This window comes from Schaedlerella arabinosiphila (assembly GCF_003885045.1).
GTDB lineage: Bacteria > Bacillota > Clostridia > Lachnospirales > Lachnospiraceae > Schaedlerella > Schaedlerella arabinosiphila.
In genome coordinates this window covers 3,133,676-3,154,057 of record NZ_RHJS01000002.1, presented here as the reverse complement: position 1 = coordinate 3,154,057, position 20,382 = coordinate 3,133,676, and the positions used below count along the sequence as shown (strand labels likewise).

General features: G+C 40.9%; 17 protein-coding genes. 16 read left to right on the top strand and 1 reads right to left on the bottom strand.

What is annotated here, in order from left to right:
* Window positions 1–68: 68 nt before the first annotated feature.
* The 15 genes from EBB54_RS15200 (at window position 69) to EBB54_RS15130 (ending at window position 17,540) form a co-directional block, all read left to right on the top strand.
* On the top strand, window positions 69–1,151 hold the full coding sequence (locus EBB54_RS15200; protein ID WP_125128055.1) for a TDP-N-acetylfucosamine:lipid II N-acetylfucosaminyltransferase: 1,083 nt from the start codon (window positions 69–71) through the stop codon (window positions 1,149–1,151).
* Window positions 1,152–1,167: 16 nt separating this feature from the next.
* Window positions 1,168–2,301 carry a dTDP-4-amino-4,6-dideoxygalactose transaminase gene (rffA, locus tag EBB54_RS15195; protein WP_125128054.1) on the top strand — a complete coding sequence of 378 codons (1,134 nt, stop codon included), beginning with the start codon at window positions 1,168–1,170 and terminating at the stop codon, window positions 2,299–2,301.
* Window positions 2,302–2,350: 49 nt separating this feature from the next.
* Window positions 2,351–2,881 (top strand): GNAT family N-acetyltransferase, encoded by a 531-nt coding sequence (locus tag EBB54_RS15190; protein WP_125128053.1) that lies wholly within the window; start codon window positions 2,351–2,353, stop codon window positions 2,879–2,881.
* A gap of 30 nt (window positions 2,882–2,911) precedes the next feature.
* On the top strand, window positions 2,912–4,336 hold the full coding sequence (locus tag EBB54_RS15185) for a phenylacetate--CoA ligase family protein (RefSeq protein ID WP_125128052.1): 1,425 nt from the start codon (window positions 2,912–2,914) through the stop codon (window positions 4,334–4,336).
* A 48-nt stretch (window positions 4,337–4,384) separates the two neighbouring features.
* Entirely contained in the window at window positions 4,385–6,124 is a 1,740-nt protein-coding gene (locus EBB54_RS15180) for an ABC transporter ATP-binding protein (protein WP_125128051.1), read from the top strand.
* 14 nt (window positions 6,125–6,138) lie between these two features.
* Complete coding sequence (locus EBB54_RS15175; protein WP_125128050.1) at window positions 6,139–7,566, top strand: hypothetical protein; 1,428 nt, start codon at window positions 6,139–6,141, stop codon at window positions 7,564–7,566.
* The gene (pseB, locus tag EBB54_RS15170; protein WP_125128049.1) at window positions 7,559–8,554 is read left to right on the top strand and encodes a UDP-N-acetylglucosamine 4,6-dehydratase (inverting); all 996 of its coding nucleotides are present in this window, start codon (window positions 7,559–7,561) and stop codon (window positions 8,552–8,554) included. Before EBB54_RS15175 ends, pseB begins: the two co-directional genes overlap by 8 nt.
* A gap of 28 nt (window positions 8,555–8,582) precedes the next feature.
* The gene (gene pseC / locus EBB54_RS15165; protein WP_125128048.1) at window positions 8,583–9,779 is read left to right on the top strand and encodes a UDP-4-amino-4,6-dideoxy-N-acetyl-beta-L-altrosamine transaminase; all 1,197 of its coding nucleotides are present in this window, start codon (window positions 8,583–8,585) and stop codon (window positions 9,777–9,779) included.
* Between the two features lie 6 nt (window positions 9,780–9,785).
* On the top strand, window positions 9,786–10,508 hold the full coding sequence (gene pseF, locus EBB54_RS15160) for a pseudaminic acid cytidylyltransferase (RefSeq protein WP_125128047.1): 723 nt from the start codon (window positions 9,786–9,788) through the stop codon (window positions 10,506–10,508).
* Between the two features lie 65 nt (window positions 10,509–10,573).
* Window positions 10,574–12,136, top strand: coding sequence for a pseudaminic acid synthase (gene pseI, locus EBB54_RS15155; protein ID WP_125128046.1), 1,563 nt, complete (start codon window positions 10,574–10,576; stop codon window positions 12,134–12,136).
* Window positions 12,137–12,164: 28 nt separating this feature from the next.
* On the top strand, window positions 12,165–12,722 hold the full coding sequence (locus EBB54_RS15150) for a formyltransferase family protein (RefSeq protein ID WP_125128045.1): 558 nt from the start codon (window positions 12,165–12,167) through the stop codon (window positions 12,720–12,722).
* Window positions 12,719–13,789: a UDP-2,4-diacetamido-2,4,6-trideoxy-beta-L-altropyranose hydrolase gene (gene pseG, locus EBB54_RS15145; RefSeq protein ID WP_125128044.1), complete on the top strand. Its 1,071-nt coding sequence runs from the start codon at window positions 12,719–12,721 to the stop codon at window positions 13,787–13,789. The genes EBB54_RS15150 and pseG overlap by 4 nt, the downstream gene beginning before the upstream one ends.
* A gap of 108 nt (window positions 13,790–13,897) precedes the next feature.
* Entirely contained in the window at window positions 13,898–15,010 is a 1,113-nt protein-coding gene (gene wecB / locus EBB54_RS15140) for a non-hydrolyzing UDP-N-acetylglucosamine 2-epimerase (protein WP_125130829.1), read from the top strand.
* A 523-nt stretch (window positions 15,011–15,533) separates the two neighbouring features.
* Entirely contained in the window at window positions 15,534–16,235 is a 702-nt protein-coding gene (locus EBB54_RS15135; protein ID WP_125128043.1) for an HAD family hydrolase, read from the top strand.
* Window positions 16,236–16,247: 12 nt separating this feature from the next.
* On the top strand, window positions 16,248–17,540 hold the full coding sequence (locus EBB54_RS15130) for a putative ABC transporter permease (protein WP_125128042.1): 1,293 nt from the start codon (window positions 16,248–16,250) through the stop codon (window positions 17,538–17,540).
* A 111-nt stretch (window positions 17,541–17,651) separates the two neighbouring features.
* Here EBB54_RS15130 and EBB54_RS15125 read toward each other — a convergent pair whose 3' ends face one another.
* Window positions 17,652–18,737, bottom strand: a complete 1,086-nt coding sequence (locus tag EBB54_RS15125) for a glycoside hydrolase family 172 protein (protein ID WP_125128041.1) — start codon at window positions 18,735–18,737, stop codon at window positions 17,652–17,654.
* Between the two features lie 503 nt (window positions 18,738–19,240).
* Between EBB54_RS15125 and EBB54_RS15120 the strand changes: the two genes are divergently transcribed.
* The gene (locus EBB54_RS15120; RefSeq protein ID WP_193554362.1) at window positions 19,241–20,380 is read left to right on the top strand and encodes a DUF362 domain-containing protein; all 1,140 of its coding nucleotides are present in this window, start codon (window positions 19,241–19,243) and stop codon (window positions 20,378–20,380) included.
* The last annotated feature ends 2 nt before the right edge of the window (window positions 20,381–20,382 follow it).

Below are 20,382 nucleotides of genomic sequence, written 5' to 3'. Positions count from 1 at the left end.
GAGGGCTGGCAGAAATAAAGTATATAGTATATGAAAGGATTAATTATAGCAAAGTGGTGACGTATTAAATGATAAAAAAAATTAAATTTTTACACTTAATGCCTGATTCTATATATACAGTAGATTATATAAACAAAATAAATCATATATATATAAATGAGGAACACTTGTTTATTATATATAGATATGATTTAACTAAAAAAAGAAATTATTATTTTCCGAATATTATAGTAACAGATAGAATTAATGTAATATTATTTATAAAAATGATTCTATTGACATTTAAGGCAAAAAAAGTATTTTTCCATAGTTTATTTTTGCATAAGAAAGAATTGTTCGGATTTGCAATACTCTCTAGATTTCAAAAGAAAAAATATTTATGGTTTGTCTGGGGTGGTGATTTGATTAATGAATGCGAGATGGAAAAAAGAATTTATGGATTTATGATTCAAAAACGTATCAAAAAAAGATGTAGAACCACAATTATCAGAAATTTGGATACCATTATAACAGCTGCGGATAGTGATTATATTTATGCAAAAAAGAATTATAAGATAAATTCAAAATACATGCATGCATTTTATGCATATGTCTTACCCACATCCCCCAATATTATGCATATTGAAAAGAACAGAAAATCTACTAATTTATTAGTAGGTCATAGTGCCAATAGCGCGGATTGCCATATTGAAGTTTATAATCTAGTAAAGAAATGTGGATTTAAAGGCGAAGTGTTCTCAATTCTTTCATATGATGGTAATGAAGATTATATAAGTAATGTTATAAAATATGGTAATAGAATGTTTGGAGAAAGATACCATCCTATTCTTAAATGGATGTCACGGGAAGATTATTTTTCGTTCCTATCACAGATAGACGTGGCAATTTTTATAAGCGAATTACAATTGGCAATAGGTAATATTTTTAATATGTTATATTTAGGAGTTAAAATTTTTGCATCAAGCTATAATGGTGTCTGTCCGCATTTAAGAAAAGAAGGAGCGATAATATATAGTACTAAAGATATCAATGGATACGAACTAGATACAAAACTATCAGATGAGCAGATTGGCAATAACAGGGAGATAATTTTAAAAATATGTTCAGACGAGTACTTCCAAGAGAAGTGGAACCCAATATTTTATTCATAATTAGTGAGGCGATGTCATGATTTGTTTTAATATTCCTCCATATATAGGGACGGAGTTTGAATATTTAAAAAAAGTAATTGAAAATCATCATATTTCTGGTGATGGGGATTTTACTAAAAAATGTAATAATTGGATTGAAAAGAGATTTAATGCACAAAAAGTTATGCTTACTACGAGTGGAACAACAGCATTAGATATGGCACTTTTATTATGTGGTTTATCACCAGGAGATGAAGTGATTTTACCTTCTTATACGTTTTCCAGTACGGCAACAGCACCTGTTCTTGCAGGTGCTAATTTAGTATTTGTAGATATTAGACCAGATACAATGAATATAGACGAAACGAAAATAGAAGGAGCTGTGACACATAAAACAAAAGTTATTATTGCTATGCATTATGCGGGTGTCTCTTGTGAAATGGATGTTATTATGGATATTGCTAGAAGGCATAATCTAATGGTAGTGGAAGATGCTGCTCAAGCAATAATGAGTACTTATAAGGGTAGACCATTAGGGACTATAGGTGACTTTGGATGCTATAGCTTTCATGAGACAAAAAATTATTCAATGGGTGAGGGAGGAGCTATTGTCATTAATAATCCTGCATACAATGAACGCGCTGAGGTTTTGAGAGAAAAAGGAACCAATAGGTCAAGATTTTTTCGAGGTCAAGTAGATAAATATACTTGGGTTGACTTTGGTGATAGCTATTTACCGAGTGAATTAAATGCAGCATATTTATGGGCACAATTAGAGAATGCAGATGAAATTAATGAAAATAGATTAAAAACGTGGAAAAAATATTGGAATGGATTAAGGGAATTAAAGGAATCAGGGAAAATTGAATTTCCTTTTATTCCAGAAGGATGTATACATAATGGCCATATGTTTTACTTGAAATGCAAATCTTTAGAAGAAAGGACAGCATTGATATCCTATTTGAAAAGTCATGGTATATTAGCTGTATTTCATTATGTACCATTGCATTCTTCACCAGCAGGTTCTAAGTATGGTAGGTTTTATGGTGCAGATAATTACACAACAATAGAAAGTGAAAGGCTTATAAGACTACCTTTATATTATAAAATACAAGAAGAGGATGTAGAAAAGATAATACAAATAGTAAAAGCATTTTATACCATGATATAGTTATTTCACGATTAATGAAATAGAATGGATTTGAAAGGAGTTTGAAAGTATGGGGAAAGAACTTCCAATAATAACTGGATCAATATTATCATTGCGTCCTATATCATTGGCAGATACAGATTTGATTGTAAAATGGAGAAATAAACCAAGGGTAAAGAAAAATTTTATTTTTAGAGATACATTTACGCCAGAAATTCATGAGAAATGGATGAATACCAAAATTGAAAAAGGAGAGGCGGTTCAATATATAATAGAAGTAAAAGGGATTCCTGTTGGCTCTGTCTATTTCAGAAATATCATGGAACTGTATCATAGTGGAGAATTTGGAATTTTTATCGGTGAAGAAAATGCTATTGGTAAAGGTTTCGGTTTTGAAGCAACGAAGCTGTTTGTAGGTTTTGGCTTTTCCTATTTGAATTTCCACCGTATATCATTGCGGGTATTAAGCGGAAATAAGGATGCTTATAAAGTCTATTCATCCGTGGGATTTAGACAAGAAGGATTGTTTAGAGATATGGTGTATATTGACGGGAAGTATCATGACGTGATATTTATGGCGATGCTGAATGATAACAGATGAAATGATTAGTATTTATTTGCCGAAATATTTATGAAGGAGTTAGACTATAGGTGTAAAATGGGGAATAGAATTGCAAAAGATATGATAAATTTATCTCCGCCAGTTATAAGAGTGCCCTTTGAATTTGCATGGGGAGTTATTCCTGCTAACATTAAATATGGAAAGGAATATAGAAGATCCGAGAACCTTTTGAAGGAATCTCAATGGTGGGAATATAAACAACATGATGAATATCAAATCTTTAAACTTAAGGAGTTATTGGAGTATGCGTATAGACATGTACCATACTATCAAGAATTATTTAAAAGCATAAATTTTTCGCCGGATACTTTTCATGACTTAGACGATATACAGAAAATCCCCTTTTCAGATAAGAATATTGTTAACGGTGCTGGAAAACGTATGGTTAGTGATTTGTATAAAGATAAAGATATTGCTGTTTCGACTACAGGAGGGACTAGTGGAATTCAAACACGCTTTTACAACGAAAAAGGAGCATATGGAAAACGGGAATTGCCATATATTAATTCAATATGGGGACGGATTGGATACGTAAGAGGTAAGTCAAAATTAGCAAGATTAAGAAATGAAATTCTGCCTAAAGGAAAGCTATGGAGCTATGATTATAAAAATAAAGAACTTATTATAGACTCCTATCATTTGTCGGACGAAAATATCGAGTTAATATTAAATAAACTCAGTAACTGGAAAGTTGAGTTTCTCCATACATATCCGTCTGCAGCATTAGTATTGTGCGATTATTTGAAACGGATGAGAAAAGAAGGAATTGTATCACTCAAGGGAGTCTTGGTTACATCTGAAAATATTTATGAAGGACAAAAAGAAGAAATTGAAAAATATTTAGGTGCCAGGTGTTTTACATTTTATGGACATAGTGAGGGGGCAGGAATAGCTGGATGGTGTGAAAAATCTGATTTCTACCATATAAATACTGAATATGGATACTTGGAACTGATTGATGAGAATGGCCAGGTAATAACCGAACCCAATAAAATGGGAGAAATAGTATGTACAGGTTTTAATAATAAAGTCTCTCCATTTATCAGATATCGAACAGGTGATTATTCTTCATATTGCGACGTTCAATCATGTCCATGTGGAAGACATTATAAACTATTAAATGATATAAAAGGTAGATGGCTGCAAGAGTATTTCATTGGAAAAAAAGGAAATAAAATTTCTATGGCTTCGGTTAATATGCATAATGGAATTTTTGATCATGTAAGAAATTATCAATTTGTCCAGAATCAGGTAGGAGAATGTATTATAAAAATTGTAAAAGATATTGAATATGGTGAGGAAGATGAACTTAAGATTTTAGAGGAATTAGGTGCAAAAGTTGGTGACAGCTTAAGCATTAAAATAGATTATGTGAATGAAATCAGTAGGACAAAAGCTGGAAAACAGAGGTTTATTATAAGCAATATAAAGTGATTTGGGAGACGAATAACAGAGAAAAATGGAGAAAATATTTAATATCAAATGATTACAAATATTAATAAAATTAAAAGTCTGATTGACAGAGATCAAAAGAGAAAAATCCCACTGGTATTACTACTTATGGCAATAGGCGCCATATTAGAGACATTAAGTGTCTCAATACTAGTTCCAATGGTAAGTATCATTATGGATATTGAGTCTGTACAGAAAAATAAAGTATATCTGGCAGCAGATGCGCTTTTTCATATGAATAGTCCTCAGTTTTTTGTACAGATATTATTTTTTACGATTGCAGGGGTATTTATAAGTAAGAACTTTTTGCTGTACATTCAGATATCTTACCAGTCAAGATTCGCCAGTGATGTCAGGCAGCGTATACAAAATAAACTTTATGAGGATTGCATTTATAAACCATATGAGTTTTACTTAGGTACAAATACAGGCGATATCCTTCGGAATATTTATGTGGATTCTATGGGAGTATATAATTCTTTGTTGTCCATTATGAATGTATTGATGGAGGGCGTAGTGAGTATAGCTTTGGTAATTACCGTTTTGATTATCAATCCATTTATTTCTTTGGTTTGTATCGGAATCATAGCGGTGATTACAATCATAATATATATTTTCATTAAACCTAAAATGCAAAGAATCGGAAAGATATATAGCGAACTTTCTGGAAATATTAATCAGTGGATACTACAGTCTACAGATAATATCAAAGAAATCAAGGTAATGCAGAGAGAGAATTTCTTTGTAAGTAGATTTAGAAAGCAATCAAAAATTTATAATGATGCGAGCTGTAAAAATCAAGTGATTAGTAATATTCCGAGACTTTTGATAGAGGCGGGGACGATATCAGGTATCATAGTAATGCTTGGAATAAGCTATGTCGGTGGGGCTGAGTTGAGTGGTATCATACCACAGCTATCAGCATTTGCGGTTGCGGCTGTCAGGCTTTTGCCGAGTATTAATCGATTAAATACAGCATTGAATGCGGTGCTGTTTAACGAGACGTCAGTGGATCATGTTATTGATGCATTATCTTATATAGGCAGGAATCCGGATTGTTTGGGAATACATAGTACTGATGTCGGAATGCCTGAATTGGCCAGACTTCATAAAGGAATCTTCATAAGAAACGTTTCCTATTCATATCCGGATGCTGATCAAAATGTTTTTAACGATATCAGTCTGGACATCAAAAAAGGCGAGAGTATTGGTCTGATAGGTGAGTCAGGGGCAGGAAAAACTACATTTGTCAATCTGGTTCTGGGGCTTTTAAATAGTGCAAAAGGGAATGTATTATGGGATGATACAAAGATTAATGGAAGGAACCAGATGTATCATTTAAATATCGGCTATATACCACAGCAGATTTCTTTATTGGATGATACAATTGAAGCTAACATTGTATTTGGTGCGGAAAAAATTGACAGTGAACAAATAGAAAGGGCAATAAAACAGTCGCAATTAGGGGAGTTTATATCATCATTACCGAAAGGAATTAACACTGAAGTGGGGGATCGGGGAGTGAGGCTGTCCGGTGGCCAAAGACAGAGGATTGGAATTGCAAGGGCATTATATATGAATCCAGATTTTATAGTACTTGATGAAGCTACATCCGCATTGGACAGCAAAACGGAAACTGAGTTGATGAAATCTATCAATTCTCTTAGAGGAGATAAAACAATGATTATTATTGCACATAGGTTATCTACGCTCGATTCCTGTGATCGAATATATAAGCTGGATAACGGAGTGCTAAGATTAGAGAGGTAGAGTAGTTTAAGACTGTGAAATTTCTAAAGAAAACAATAAAAGATGAAAAAAGGAAATATGAATATGCATCGGGAGCAGGATGGGACAAAATCCTGAAGGAAAACCATAAATTTTTTGATAAAAACCCGTACGCAGAGATTGTTTTGTCAGAAATGAGTGACAGACGAAATATCGGAAAAAGTATAAAAATGTTTAAAAGTATAGGAAAAATCATAGCCTTTCCTATCTTGAGCATAATAAATCGCAGTAAGAAAGAGAAAAGATGGCAGAAAGAAAAGGGAATAATAATCTCATATCTAGATAGAGAAAATGATTGGGGATTGATCTGGCCTGTTGCACAAGAACTGGAATGCAAAAAGGTATATTTTTATTTCTTTGTCGATAAGGAGGTCTACAAAGCACATAAAACAGAATTAAGGGACTTATCATACGCAACCGTATATTCCACAGAAAAATTGGGGGATAAAAGGAATGTGTTTCTCACAATATCAGATTTGGCGGATGCATTTAGAAATGCAAAGACTATTTCAAATATTATTTCGAGATATAGTTTGGGAAGCTATCTGGAATATGTGAGTGAATTTATTTCTTATAGAGCATTTTCAAATGGTCTTTACAGGAGATATTTTCAAAATTGCAGATTTTCTTATAGTCTTGGAAATCGTATTTTCGGTTTTTTACATCAGAAGTACGGAATCCAGCATTTTGCTATGCAGCATGGTGAGCATAATGAAGCCAGCCTGCGGGTTTGGTCAGCATTTACAAAGTCCAATGTATACCTTGCTTTTACATATGGGTCAGTACATGAAGCACTTTTTAAGAAAGGTTATGGAACAAATGCTATTGCAGTCGGAAGCATGCTGACAAGAAAAAAAGTGGAGACAGAAAAAAAGAATAAAATCGTTTACTTTACGGACAGCGCATGGATTACTTCAAATAAGACATATGACAGGGAAATAAAAAGGTCATTAGATGAATTTATTGAGTTATATAATAGAAATAAAGATCAGTATACATTTTCTTTAAAACTACACCCTAACGATGATGAAAAGTATTTCAAGACATATAGCTCTTTGTTTGGAAATGAGATTACTATAGAGTCCGGCGGACGTTCTGCAACTGATGTGCTGGCAGAGACAAATATTTGTATTTCTCTTGGCAGTACTGTAAGTATTCAGGCAATAAAAATGGGGGTTATTGCAGTACAGTTAATCAGAAAATGGGATATTTTTCCAGAGCAGCCATATGCCTATAGGGTCAAAGGTTTAGATGAAGTCGATAAGGTGATTTATAATGCAGAACTTCGGGCTGATATTACTAGAAAGCAGCAAGAAATAATCATGGGATATGATAAGAATATAGAGCACCCGGAAGAGGAAGTGGTCAGAATTATCATGAATAACATAAATTTTAATGGACAGAGGAGTGAAGAAAATGCTTAATAACAAAATAATATTGGTGACAGGTGGTACTGGCTCTTTTGGCCATCATTTCGTGGAATATGTCTTGACGCATTATCATCCGAAAAAAATTATTATTTATAGCAGGGATGAATATAAGCAGTTTGTTATGAGCAACCGTTATAGGGAGTACGAGGATGTACTCCGCTTTTTTATTGGGGATGTCCGCGACGAAGGCAGGCTTCGGATGGCAATGAAGAATGTTGATTATGTTGTCCATGCTGCGGCTTTAAAACAAGTACCGGCCTGTGAATACAACCCAAATGAGGCGATTAAGACAAATGTTAATGGTGCAATGAATATAATCAATGCTTCGTTAGAAGTCGGGGTTAGAAAGGTTGTGGCATTAAGTACAGACAAGGCTGTAAATCCGATCAATCTCTATGGTGGGACAAAACTTGTGTCAGATAAACTGTTCTGTGCCGCAAACTCTTATGGCGGATCAGATGGAACCAGATTTGCGGTTGTTCGATATGGAAATGTGGCTGGAAGTAGAGGGAGTGTGATTCCCTTTTTTAAAAGCATCATTGATCATGGTGAAAAAAGGCTGCCAATTACGGATTACAGAATGACACGCTTCTGGATTAGTCTTGAACAAGGGGTAGAATTGGTAATTAAGGCTCTTGAAGAGGCACGCGGTGGTGAAACATTTATATCAAAAATTCCATCGTTTAAAATTACGGATTTAGCTCAGGCTATGCTTCCAGGCTGTGAAATGCCAGAAGTAGGAATACGAGAAGGTGAAAAGCTTCATGAAATTATGGTAACGATGGAAGATTCGCTTAATACTTATGAGTATGAAAAACATTTTATTATATATCCAAATTATAACTGGTGGGGAAAGAAAGACATTATACCAGGAGGTAAGCTGGTCTCTCCTGAGTTTGAATACAGTTCCGGTACAAATACGGAATGGCTGGATGTAGACGATTTAAAGGAGAAATTGAATACGGATTTGGACGAGCATTAATCTTTTGTGAAAGGCAGAGTGTAAACTTATGGAAAAACTGGCAATAGACGGAGGTATTCCTGTACGGAATGAAAAAATTTATTATGGAAGACAATGGGTTGATAAGGATGATGTCCAAGCTGTTAGCCAGGTATTGACAAGTGATTTTATCACCTGCGGGCCAAAAGTGGAGGAGCTGGAACGGGTTTTGGCTGAACAGACTGAAGCAAAATATGCGGTGGCTGTAAGCAACGGAACTGCCGCACTCCATTGTGCCTGTATTGCGGCAGGGATTGGCGCAGGAGATGAGGTCATAACTACCCCGCTGACATTTGCAGCAAGTGCGAACTGTGCGTTATATTGTGGAGCCAGGCCTGTATTTGCAGACGTAGATCTTTTAACTTACAACATAGACCCTGCCAGCATTGAGGAACATATCACAAATAAGACAAAGGCTGTTGTAGCTGTTGATTTTACGGGACAGTCCGTAAAGATAAAAGAGATAAGAGAAATTTGTGACAGGCATCATCTCATCTTTATTGAAGACGCTGCACATTCGATCGGAACAAAATATTGCGGCAGACCGATAGGAAGTCTTGCAGATATGACCTGTTTTTCTTTTCACCCGGTCAAGACGGTGACATCCGGCGAAGGAGGTGCCATAACAACAAACTGTAAGGAACTTTATAAAAAGCTTACTTTGGCACACACTCATGGCATTACTCGTGAAGAAAATTTGATGGAGGAAGCTTATTACCAGGGGGCTTGGTATTATGAACAGATTTCATTAGGGTTTAACTACCGCATGACAGACTTCCAGGCGGCGCTGCTATTAAACCAGTTGAATAAACTAGGAGAATTTTCCGCGAGAAGAAAAGAGATTGTCAGTAAATATAATGAAGCATTTTCGCAAATTCCAGAGATTATAATTCAGGAAGAAATCCCGGAGTCAGACAGTTGCCGTCATTTATACATTATCAGATTAGATTTACAAAAACTCTCTTGCACCAGAAGAGAGTTTTTTGATGCTATGTCAGCAGAAAATATCCAGTGCCAGGTTCACTATATCCCTGTTTACTGGTTTCCTTATTATAAAGGGCTGGGCTATAAAAAAGGACTATGTCCAGTTGCAGAGGAAATATATCAAACGATCATGAGCATCCCGCTGTATCCAAGGATGAAGGACCAGGATGTTGCAGATGTGATCCAGGCAGTGAAGAAAGTTGTAGAGAATTATAGGAAGTAAGAGAGTATGTCAAGTATAGCAATTATAACCGCTCGTGGTGGGAGCAAGAGAATCCCTAAAAAGAATATCAGAGAGTTCTGTGGGAAACCAATCATCATATACAGTATTGAGGCCGCAATTAAAAGCGGCGTATTTGACGAAATTATGGTTTCTACAGATAGTGCAGAAATTGCGGACATAGCAGAACAGCACGGAGCAAAGGTTCCATTCCTGCGCAGTGAGAAAACAAGTAATGATTTTGCGACAACTGCTGATGTTATTGCTGAGGTTTTGGAAGCATATAAAACAAGGGGACAGAAGTATGACTATTTTGCGTGTATTTATCCAACAGCACCCTTTGTTACAGCATCTAAATTAGCAGATGCAATGGGTTCTTTAAAAGAAAAATTAGCAGATGCGCTTGTTTCCGTAGTACGTTACAGTTTCCCGCCGCAAAGAGGATTTGTGATAGAGGAAGAATGGATTAAGTATCAATATCCGCAGTATGAACGAACGAGAAGCCAGGATTTAGAACCAATCTATCATGATTGCGGCCAGTTCTATATATGCTCATGTGAGAAATTCTTAAATGAACATACGTTGATATTGCCGAAAACAATGCCATACATAGTTGATGAGGAAGAGGTTCAAGATATAGATACAATTTCTGACTGGAATATCGCGGAAGCAAAATATACGGTTCTTTACCAGGAAGATTACAGAAGTAAGGAGTTAGACAAAAAAAGTTAGCATTTGCGGAGAGAGTTTTTTTCTGCGATTTTGAAAAGCTCAACTAAAAAGGAGGATCATAAAACATGTTTCATATTTTTGAAAAGATTGCTATGGATGAGACTTATATTATTGCAGAAATAAGCGCTAATCACGGAGGAAGTATTGAAAATGCGCTGGAGCTTGTAAGACAATCTGCAAAAGCCGGTGCGGATTGCGTAAAAATACAGACCTATACAGCAGACTCTTTGACCATTGACTGCAATAACCAATACTTCCGAATCCAGGGAGGGCTTTGGGATGGCTGTAAGCTCTATGACCTGTATCAGGAAGCCGGGACACCCTATGAGTGGCAGGGCAGGATCAAAGAGGAATGCGAAAAATGCGGTGTTGATTTTTTGTCCACTCCGTTTGATAACGATGCGGTAGATTTTCTCGAAAGCTTAGGCGCTGAGGCATATAAGATCGCCAGCTTTGAATTGGTAGACATTCCGCTGATCGAATATGCCGCATCAAAGGGAAAGCCTATGATTATATCCACGGGGATGGGAAGCCTGGAGGAGATACAGGATGCTATAGATGCGTGTCAGCGTGGCGGCAACGATCAGATCGTATTGCTGAAATGCTGTAGTGAATATCCAGCTCCGTGGGAGGATATGCACCTGAGGAATATTCCGGATATGAAACAGCGCTTCCGTCTGCCCATCGGTTTGTCCGACCATAGTGCGGGAAGCCTTGGTGCAGTCGTGGGAGTGACGCTTGGTGCCTGTGTGGTAGAAAAGCATATAAAATTACCGGACGTTGAGAGTGCGGACAGCAAATTCAGTATGGAAATAACAGAATTTGCGCAGATGGTAAAAGATGTCCGGAATGCAAAATTGATAGCAAAAGGGCCGGATTATAGTTTGACAGAAGGAGAAGAAGCATCAACCGTATTCCGCAGAAGCCTTTTTGCGGTAAAAGATATCAAAGCCGGCGAATTGCTTTCTGCAGAAAATGTAAGGAGCATTCGCCCGGGATACGGTATAAAACCTAAATATCTGGAAACGGTAGTATCCAGAAAAAGCTGTATCGATATAAAAAGGGGAGAGCCGATTAACGAGGAGTTACTTGGAAAACTAAAGGATGGTTTTATGGAAGATATATTTTTACGTTATGCAGTTCAAGAAGATGCGGAATTTCTATTTAATCTGGTGAATGACTGCGAATGCAGGGGAAATTCATTCAATCCTCAAAAGATTACCTGGAAAGAACATATGGATTGGTTCAGAGGAATTCTGCTTTCCGGAACACAGAAACAATATATACTGATGGATGGAATCACGCCCGTTGGACAAGGCAGGCTGGAAGCCAGCGGTGAGACCTGCCGGATCAGCTATAGCATCATTCCGGAACGCCGGGGATGTGGATATGGAAAGGCCTTAATCAAACTGCTCAACAATGCTGCTGTAAAAGATTTTCAGGAGTGCAATTGTTGTTTTGGCGAGGTACTCAAAGAGAATATTGCTTCCCAGAAAATATTTGAGGAATTGGGTTACACAGCAGAAGAGAGAGACAAATATTTTCGTTATCATAAACGGATCGAATACTGCAAAATAGACCAGGAGTTTAACAAAAAAATCAGGGGGGGGATTACTATTAAGCAATAATCGAAATTCGTTTGCCCTCTATCAATGGCTGAGAGAACAGGGAGAGCAGGTTTATTTTTACAGCGGAAAGCTTACAGAAGAACAGATTATATTTTTATCACCTGAATTGGTAGTCAGTTATAATTACAGCTATTTGATTCCAAAGAATATGATTCAGCTAGTAAAAGAAAGAATCGTAAATCTACATATCTCATATCTGCCATGGAATAAAGGAGCTGATCCCAATTTTTGGAGTTTTATTGATGACACGCCGAAGGGGGTTACAATCCATAAATTATCTGAGGGATTAGACCAAGGTGATATTTTATTACAAAAAGAGCTTTTCTTCAATGAAAAAAAAGAAACATTCCGCACAACGTATGAATCACTGAACCAGGAAATTGTAGCGCTGTTTACAGAACATTTTCAGAAGATAAAAAAACAGATATTGACCCCATATGTGCAGCAAGGGGCGGGGGCGTACCATAGAAGGAAAGATCTGGAGGATTTTATGGAGGGAAAAGCAATAGACTGGGATGAAACAATATACGATTTTAAGCAGAGGATGATAGGATCTATAGAAAATAGTGGGAAGGAGAAAATGTGATAGTATTTTTCCGTTGTGACGGCAACATGAATATCGGATCAGGGCATATCATGAGATGCTTATCAATTGCAGACAGCACAGATGCTCAAGAAGATGAATGCTGGTTTTTGACGTGTGACAATGTGTTTGAAAATATTATTCATACACATGGCCATAAAACTCTTATTTTAAATACGGATTATAAAAAATTGAATAGTGATTTAGAAGTCACAAAAAAGCTAGTCGAGAAGTATAAGCCTTCAGCCTTTTTTGTGGATTCGTATTATGTGACTGATTTTTACCTTTCTTCATTGTATAGTACGTGCTCAATTGCTGGCGTTAAGCTGGTTTATTTAGATGATATACTATCTTTTCCATACTCATGTGATGTATTGATTAATTATAATATTTATGGTTCGGACAAAGAGCGGGAGTATAAAGAATTATACAGTGGAAATAAAAACAGGAAAGTTCCACATTTACTTTTAGGAACAGGCTATGCCCCTTTAAGAAAGGAATTTCAAAATCTGCCGGAGCGTATTGTAAGGAGAGATGCTGCTAACATTCTTGTCTCCACAGGCGGTGCAGATAGTATGCATATGGGATTAGCCCTGGTACAGGCTGTGATAAACGGCGGTGAAATATTCAGGACATATCAGTTTGATTTTATTATTGGTCCAATGAATGGAGATTTGGAAAAAATAAAACTTCTTGCGTCAAAAGTTCCAAATATAACTCTTTATCATAATGTGACATTCATGAGTGCCTTGATGCAAAAATGCGACGTAGCTGTTAGTGCGTCAGGAAGTACCCTGTATGAACTCTGTGCAACACAGACCCCGACCATAACATATATTTTAGCTGACAATCAGATTCTGGGAGCAGAAGGGTTTGAGCGTCAGGGGATTCTGAAAAATATTGGGGATGTGAGGGTAAAAGGGTGTGAAAATCTGGCAGAAGAATTAATCAGGAGTGCTGTGGGATTGAGCTGTGAATATGAAGAACGAAACCGAATAGCAGTATTACAGCGTTCTATCGTTGATGGAATGGGAGGGAAAAGAATAATGGAGGTGCTTAGCTGTTTATAAATTTTTTCGGAAATGTAAGTATGTAAAATTATATATACTATTTTTCGGCAATATGCAGTTGAATTTACAGTCTCAAGATAAGGAGTGAAAAAGATGACCATTAAATCCATGAAAGAAAAAACGATCCTACTCGTTTTCGGTACTCGACCTGAGGCTATTAAAATGTGCCCTCTCGTAAAACAGCTCCAATCACGGCAGGCATTCCGCACAATTGTAGCTGTTACAGGTCAGCACAGAACCATGCTAGACCAAGTTCTGGAAACTTTCGGAATTGTCCCTGACTATGATCTTTCAATCATGAAAGATAAACAGACACTTTATGACATCACAACTTCTGTCCTGAATGGTATGAAGGAAGTTCTAGAAATCGTTCGTCCAGATATCGTTCTCGTACATGGCGATACATCTACCACATTTGCCGCCGCACTTGCGGCTTTCTATCAGCAGATTCCTGTTGGCCATGTGGAGGCAGGTCTTAGAACCTATAATATCTATAGTCCTTACCCAGAAGAATTTAATAGAGAAGCAGTAGGAATCATTTCTTCATTCAATTTTGCCCCAACAGAGATATCAAAAGCGAATCTCATCCGAGAAGGAAAGAAGCCGGAGTCCATTTTTGTCACAGGTAACACGGCAATTGACGCTCTCAAAACAACGGTGCGAGCTGACTATATACATCCAGACTTGACCTGGGCTCAAGGCAGCCGCCTTATTCTTATTACAGCCCATCGACGGGAGAACCTGGGGGAACCCATGTATCACATGTTCAAAGCTATTAAGCGCGTGTTGGATGAACATGACGATGTGAAGGCAATTTATCCAATTCATATGAACCCTGTAGTAAGGGCAATAGCTGAAGAAATTTTCGGCTGTACTGACAGGATTCGCTTGATCGAACCTCTGGATGTTCTTGATTTTCACAATTTCCTTAGTCGGTCCTATCTGATTATAACGGATTCCGGCGGTATCCAGGAAGAAGCTCCGTCCCTTGGGAAGCCGGTTCTTGTCATGCGTGATACAACAGAAAGACCAGAAGGAATAGAAGCTGGAACATTAAAACTTGTTGGTACAGATGAGGAGGTAATTTATTCTTCATTTACAGAACTGCTGAATGAACATGCAGCCTATAATGCGATGGCTCATGCATCGAATCCATATGGTGATGGCCAGGCTTGTGAAAGGATTGCGGATATATTGGAATTTGGACATATGAAAACGTGAAGATTATTTTTTACAGGTCTTGCCTGTTCTTTAGCCTATGCCATAAACGCTGTCTCTTTCTGTATCCAGTTCATTAAAAAATTCATTTAATATGCCAAACTAACGGATAATTTTAGACATACCTTTTCCAGATTATTGATATTTGTATAAAAATACAGGAAATATAATGTCTGTAGGCAATTTTGGCGATATATTTGGCGGGTATGTGAATATGTGGCGGATACCTACATCAGCATCGTGTTTGCAGAGTATCTGCTGAGGAAAACAGACTGTTTACACCACTGCCAATTCCCCCATCTACAATCCCCCAACGATCATCCTATCCAAACTCCCCCACATATGTTATAATACCCCTATATCAAAAAACCAAAACCAAACTCACAATTCCATTTCCAATCACTCCCCCAAGATTGGAATAAAAACCAATTAAGAGATCAGGCATCAGTCTGCAGACCATGGACTAATCTGCAGACCGCGCCGTACCGTGCGCTGCGGCGTACAAAAAAAGAAAGGACAGGCAGATATGATAAAAGCAGTGATATTTGACATTGACAACACGCTCTATGATTTTGACAGGGCAAACCGATACGGAATGGAGGCGGTGCAGGACTACTGCGCACGTTCCTTCGGCCTGGAGGAGCCGCATTTTCAGAAATGCTACCGGAAGGCGTGGCATATGGCAGAGCAGCGGGTGGGGTCGGACACGGCCGCGATCCACAACAGGATGCTCCGTTTTCAATGCATGATGGAATTATTAGGTCAGCCCCTGTTTCCCCATGTCAAAACACTGGCCTGTACATATTGGGACACGGTGCTGGAACGGATGGAGCCATATCCCGGCGCGGCGGAGCTGTTTCGGTCTCTGCATGAGAGCGGCATCAGGATCGGCGTCGGCACGGATATGACGGCCTATATCCAGTATCGGAAATTGGAAGAACTGGGGCTTTCGCCTTATGTGGACATGGTCGTGACCAGCGAGGAGGCGGGGGTGGAAAAGCCGGATTCGAAGTTTTTCGGGCTCTGTGTGGAAAAAGCCGGATGCCCGGCAGGGGAATGCGCATTTATAGGAGACAACCTGAAAAAAGACGTGCAGGGCTCTATCGACGCCGGCCTGCACGGAATCTGGTACAGCCAGGGAAAAGAACCCGCGCAGGGGCTGGCATTTCCGGTGATCCGCTCCTTCCAGGAGGCAGGAACCGCTGACTGGCTGAAAGCAATTGTATAAAGGGGAAGTAAGATGCAGTACACAGGATACGAACTGCTCTGGCTGTTTCTGGCGTACTCATTTCTCGGATGGGTTCTGGAAACTGCCGCTGCGGCAGTAAAGCAAAAAAAATTTGTAAACAGGGGGATGATCAACGGGCCGTTCTGTATCATATACGGAACGGCAGCCGCCCTCATGAGCGTCGGCCTGCATGAAGTGACGGGCCTCTGGCTGTTTTTGGGAAGCGCGATCTATGCGGCGTCGCTGGAATGGATCGCAGGACATCTGATCGAAAAATATTACCGCGAGAGATGGTGGGATTATTCCAAAATCCGCTGGAACCTGGACGGATACATCTGTCTTTCCATGTCCCTGCTCTGGGGCGTCCTTGGATTTGTCTGCATCAAATGGGGAAATCCGCTTCTGGTGAAGCTGTACGGGATTGTGCCAGATCTGCTCCGAAAGGCCATTGTGTGGATATTGCTGGCCGCTTTGCTTGTGGATGCCCTGGCCACCTATATATTGCTGACAGGAAAAAGCGGATACCTGGACCGCTGGGAGGCTGCGGACAACCGGTTTGAACAGGTTTCCGCAAGGCTTGGAAAATGGATCTCCACACAGGTGGAAAAACGAATCCACAATGCCTATCAGGTAGTAGAGCAGTTGGAAATGGAAGAGCTGTTCGGGACCTTTGCGGAAGGCTGTGGTTTTTACAAGGTCGTATGGCTCTTCTTTGCAGGGGCATTTCTCGGAGATATCACGGAAACCATCTTCTGCCGGATCACGGCGGGAGTCTGGATGAGCCGCAGCAGCGTGGTCTGGGGCCCGTTCAGCATCGTCTGGGGGCTGGCCATCGCGCTGGTGACCGCCATGCTCTATAAATACCGGAACCGGTCGGAAGGATTTTTATTTCTGGCGGGGACATTTCTGGGAGGGGCCTATGAATATTTCTGCAGCGTCTTTACGGAAATGGTATTCGGCACGGTGTTCTGGGACTACAGCGAAATTCCCTTCAACCTGGGCGGAAGGATCAACCTGCTCTACTGTTTCTTCTGGGGAATCGCAGCGGTGGTCTGGTTCAAATGCTGCTACCCGTTCATTTCCCGGATGATCGAAAAGCTGCCGGTGATCCTCGGAAAAGTCTCCACCTGGGCGCTGATCCTGTTCATGTGCTGCAATATCACCGTGTCCTGCATGGCCCTGGCGCGGTACGGAGAGCGCCAGGAAGGCATGGCGGCAGCTTCCGACTGGCAGACATGGACCGATGCCCATTTCCCGGACGAGAGGGTGGAGCGGATCTATCCCAATGCGATCCGGGTGGAGTAAGAGGGCAGCCGCAGGTTTGGCGGGCAAGCCCCTTCGTTCTGGGAAATATATCTGCATGCGGTTCGCTGCCGGAAGCACATATCCCGGCGGCTTGTGCCTGCCCCGGCAGTCTTACCTGGGCCTCCGATCTTCCCGCCCAGGCAGCGCCGGAAATGTCCGGTGCGGTTCCGCCTGATACCAGTAGGCCACGCTGGACAGGTCGTCCTGCCGTTCGAACAGCCCCCGGTGGGAGACCCCGATCTGCTGCACCGTCACTTTCAGATCCTCCTCAAAAAAGATGGGATCACACATATGCCACCGGTAGAAGCCCCGCATGGGCGGACAGTCGTCGTTGTGATAGGGGTGGGTCAGATTGGTATCATGCCGGGAATAAAAAGGATATCCCAGGTAAGGCGTGGAATAACACTGCTCCTGCATGTTTCCGTCAGGATATCCGGCAAAACTCCAGGAGCCTCCGAAATAATCTTCCATTCCCGTTCCGCAGATCGTAGGGAATGTCCGGTCCCCGTCGATGTAGAACTTCACTTCGCCTTCGCCCCACCAGTACCGCTCCAGGGTAGACAGGGCGATGTAGGTTCCCACATACCGGCCGCGGCCCTGCACCCCGTCCAGAATCACATAGTCCGTTCCCTTTTCCGTGACCGCCTGACGCCTCCATTGGGCGTGAAAATATTCCGTATCTGCAGGGAGTTCGTCATAGAGAATATAATCAATCTGATAGAAAAATACAGGCAGCGTTTCCGGATGGTCATTGACCAGCACGACCTTGGCGCCTCGCCCGAAAGGCATCTGGAAATAACTGTTCAGCCCGCGCATAGGCGCAACCGTAATGCAGGCCGAATTGACGAGACATTCCCTGCCGAAGCCGCAGCAGAAAAAATCACCCAGCGGGACTTCTGCCGAAGGCTCTGTTTCCCCGTCCCAGAAAAATTTCAGGATCAGGTTCCGCAAAACGAAACACTCTGCATCCGACGTCTTATAGTCTACGGTTATCCAGATATGGGAGATAACGCCCGCACCCTGGATGTCCGCAAGCACCACCTCTTCGCCCGGCGCGATATCGGTCAGGCAGGGGCTTCCCTTTCTCGACTGTCCCAGATGGCTCGACGCCATCCCGCCCTTCCCCTTTTCACCCGTCAGATTTTCCGCATTGATGGCCCGGCTTTTCCCGCGCTTCATTGTTAATGGATTGATCATGTCTCCTACTCCTTTTTCATATCATTCTTGAACATGTTCTGTTTTCAAAAAATCACAGCGCAAATCCCATAAAAAATCCCGGCAGTTACGATAAACCAGATTCAAATTGCAGCGTTCCGATTCGCAGCCGTGAATTGCAGTCATTATAGCATGCTTTAGACCAAATTTCCAGCTATGCGGTTGGATACTTTAAGAGTATCCAACCCATTCATCCATTCTCAAAATCCGTGCTGACGCACTCTTGTGTCTGCTGACGCAGCCACATTTTGCTCATGAATAAATGGGCTGCTAATCCGACAGGTCATTTTCATTGCAATGAATTGCATGCAAACGACCTGTCGGATTGCAACCGCACAGCTAGAAAAATTTCTATGAAAAATATACTATGGCAACTCCTTCGCAGATGTGGTAAACTGGTAGAAATGGCAGGATCGGAAAAGATACATAGCATGAAGAAGATGGATGCCGCGGAGCAGATCCTGTGATAAGAGAGGAGAAAAATCATGAGCGATATCAAAAAAGCAAAGGTATATTTTACAGATTTTCGTTGTGAGATGGACGAAAGCCCGGTGAAAAAGCTGCAGCGTCTTTTGAAGACGGCAGGGATGGACAAGATCGATATGGAAGGAAAATTTGTAGCAATCAAGATGCATTTCGGCGAGCTGGGAAATATGAGCTATCTCAGGCCCAATTATGCCAAGGCTGTGGCGGATCTGGTAAAGGAATGCGGCGGAAAGCCGTTTTTGACCGACTGCAATACCCTGTATCCGGGCAGCAGGAAAAATGCCATCGAGCATCTGTACTGTGCCTGGGAAAATGGCTTCACTCCCATGACGGTAGGATGTCCGGTGATCATCGGCGACGGGCTCAAAGGTACGGACGACATTGCGGTTCCGGTGGAAGGCGGCGAATATATTCAGGAAGCGAAGATCGGGCGCGCGGTCATGGATGCGGATATATTTATCTCGCTGACCCATTTCAAGGGCCATGAGCTCACCGGGTTCGGAGGGACGATCAAGAATATCGGCATGGGCTGCGGCTCCAGGGCCGGCAAGAAAGACCAGCATCACAACGGAAAACCGGTCATCGACCCGGAGAACTGCCGGGGATGCAGGCTCTGTATGCGGGAATGCGCAAACGACGGCCTGGCCTTTGACGAAGGACGAAAAGTGATGACGATCAATGAAGCACACTGCGTCGGCTGCGGGCGCTGTATTGGGGCCTGCGATTTTGACGCCATCCATTTCGGGCAGGATGCGGCGGTCAAAGAGCTGAACTGCCGTATGGCGGAATATACAAAAGCCGTGGTCGCAGGCAGGGACAATTTCCACATTTCCCTGGTATGCGATATCTCTCCGAACTGCGACTGTCATTCGGGAAATGACGCCCCGATCCTTCCGGATATCGGAATGTTCGCGTCCTTTGACCCGCTGGCCCTGGATCAGGCATGTGTGGATGCCTGCCTGCGCCAGACGCCGCTGCCCAACTCCCAACTGACAGAGCAGATGGCCGGCCATGACTTCCACGACCACCACGACCACTTTGAAAACACGACGCCAAATTCCGAGTATAAGACCTGCCTCGCCCATGCGGAGAAGATCGGCCTCGGTACAAAGGAATATGAGCTGATTACCGTAAAATAAAC